At 65.8% G+C, this 2,866-nt stretch carries 1 pseudogene; it reads right to left on the bottom strand.

The window, feature by feature from the left end:
* Window positions 1-125: 125 nt before the first annotated feature.
* Window positions 126-2,866: pseudogene (locus tag E4M07_RS28920) on the bottom strand (calcium-binding protein); the annotation flags it as partial.

The raw sequence follows: 2,866 nt of genomic DNA on the forward strand, positions 1-2,866 counted from the left end.
GCGCTCACGGCGCCAACCAGGACAAGCGCGCCGCGATAGCGCACAAGAACCGAGCGCGGGTTCGCATTCTCGATGCTCAAGGCAAATCTCCGCCTCCGTATGCCGGGCCGCCGCGACCCGAACCCTCAGCCGCCGAGAAAGTCGAAATCGGCATCGGTAAGAGCCGCCGCATCCACGCCTTCCAGCGTGATGCTGGCGTCGTCCCCGTAGCCGGTGATCACCGCATGGCCCTCCGCGTTGTTGGTGATGGCCAGGTCGGAGAACTGCAATCCGCCCTTGATGACGAGGATGTCCTTCCCGTCCTCGAAGTCGTGGATGGTGTCGTTCCCGTCCCCGCTGCCGAACACGAACCGGTCGGACCCGTCGGCGCCGTCGCCGTAGCGGTTGCCGCCCCACAGGCTGTCATTGCCCTTGCCGCCCTCGATCGTGTCGTCGCCGTCGTCGCCGTCGCCAAACTCGTTGCCGCCGATGATGTAGTCTTTTCCGTCGCCGCCCTCGATCGTGTCGTCGCCGTCGTCGCCGGCGCCGTATCGGTTGCCGCCGTGGATGTAGTCGCCGCCATTGCTGCCGTGGATGGTGTCGTCGCCGTCGTCGCCTTCGCCGTGTTCGTTGCCGCCCCAGATGTGGTCGCCGGGGGTGTAGCGTTTGCCGTCGGGGTAGCCGATGGAGAAAGGCCAAGGCAAGAAATTAATTACTTCGCTGTTGTCGCCGCCGTGGATCGTGTCGTTGCCGTCGTCGCCGTCGCCGTTCCGGTTGCCGCCCCAGATGTAGTCGCCGCCGTCGCCGCCATGAAGGGTGTCGTCGCCGTCGTCGCCGTCGCCGTTCCGGTTGCCGCCCCAGATGTAGTCGTCGCCGTCTTCGCCATGAAGGGTGTCGGCGCCGTCGGCGCCGTCGCCGAGGCGGTTGCCGCCCCAGATGTAGTCTCCGCCGTCGCCGCCGTAAATCGTGTCGTCGCCGTCGTCGCCTTCGCCACTGTCGTTGCCGCCCCAGATGTAGTCGCCGCCGTCGCCGCCATGAAGGGTGTCGTCGCCGTCGTCGCCGTCGCCGTAACGGTTGCCGCCCCAGATGTAGTCATCGCCGTCGCCGCCGTAAATCGTGTCGTCGCCGCCGCGGCCATAAAGGTAGTCGTCGTCCGCCCCGCCGCGGAGCGTGACGCCTGCGGGCGGCTGATCCGTATTGCCGCCGTCGTTCCCATCGTCCCCGACGTCGTGCTCGGAGAAGAGGGCGGAGGGGAAGTGGAAATCGGCATCGCTAAGCATTGACGCGGACACGCCTTTCAGCGTGATGCTGTCGTTCTCCCCGTAGCCGGTGATCACCGCATGGCCTTGCGCGTTGTTTGTGATGGTCAGGTCGGAGAACTTCAACCCGCCCTTGATGGAGATTGTATCCGTCCCGTCCTCGAAGTCGTGGATGGTGTCGGCACCCTCCCCGCTGCGGAAGTTGAAGTCGTCGGCGCCGCCGCCGCCCCACAGGGCGTCATTGCCGTCCCCGCCATAAAGGCTGTCATTGCCGTCCCCGCCATAAAGCGTGTCGTCGCCGTAGCGACCATAAAGGCTGTCGTCGCCGCCGCCGCCATAAAGCGTGTCGTCGCCGCCCTTGTTGATGATTTCCGGCTTTCCATAATAGTAGTAACGGTCTCCGACACGCACTCCACGGGGGTGGTATGACTTTAGCTCAGGAAAGTAATCGGTATAATATTCCTTGTCGCCATAAAGGCTGTCGTCGCCGTCGCCGCCGTGCAGCGTGTCATCGCCGTCCCCACCATAAAGGCTGTCATTGCCGTCCTCGCCATAAAGCGTGTCGTCGCCGTCGCCGCCATCAATGGAGTCGTCGCCGCTGTCTCTGCCGGAGCCGTCCCCGCCATAAAGCGTGTCGTTGCCGGCCCCACCATCAAGGCTGTCGTCGCCGGCCCCGCCATAAAGCGTGTCGTCGCCGCCTTCGATTTCCGCATCTCGATCAAAATAGTAACGGTCTCCGACACGCTCTCCACGGGGGTAGTAGCCCTCTATACCAGGAAAGTAATCGGTATAATATTGCTTGTCGCCATCAAGGCTGTCGTTGCCGTCGCCGCCATAAAGCGTGTCGTCGCCGGCCCCACCATCAAGGCTGTCATTGCCGCCCTCGCCATAAAGCGTGTCGTCGCCCTTGCCGCCATGAAGGCTGTCGTCGCCGTCGCCGCCGTAAAGGTGGTCCTTGCCGTCCCCGCCTTTAAGGCTGTCGTCGCCCGATGTGCCGCGCTGCGTCTTGAAGTCCGGCGCCTGCTGCTGCGTACCAGCGGGTGATCCGCTTTGCGCCTCGCCCGGTGCCTGCCGCTGCGTGCCGGGCAGGGGCGTATTGCCGCCGCCGTCGTTCTCGCTGTCCCTGTCGCCGGCGCCCTGGACGCCCCGGTCGCCATTGCCGGGCGCCTGCTGCGTGCCGGGCAGCGCGAAGTCGTCCTTGTCGAGCGTTTCCGCCGTCACGCCCGTCAGCCGGATGCTGTCGCCGAGGGTGCCGTAGCCGATCACGGTATCGTCGCCGTCCTGCCGGATGTCCAGCCCGGCGAACCCGCCGGAAACCCCGTCGATGCGGATCGTGTCGCCGTCCTCGAAATCGGCAACGGTGTCGTTGCCGTCGCCCGCCGCGAAGGCGAAGGTGTCGGTGCCCTGTCCGCCCCTCAGCCTGTCGTCGCCCATGCCGCCGTTCAGCCTGTCGTTGCCCTTGCCGCCGCCCAGCGTGTCATGGCCCCGGCCGCCGTTCAGCGTGTCGTCGCCCTTCTTGCCCTTCAGCGTGTCATGGCCCCGACCGCCCGTCAGCGTGTCGGCCTCGTCGCTGCCCCTCAGCGTGAGGTTGTCAATGAACCGGAAGCGGTCCGCGCCGAGTTCCGAAG

Origin of the sequence: Nitratireductor sp. XY-223 (assembly GCF_004959855.1) — a bacterium.
Taxonomy (GTDB): domain Bacteria; phylum Pseudomonadota; class Alphaproteobacteria; order Rhizobiales; family Rhizobiaceae; genus Hoeflea_A.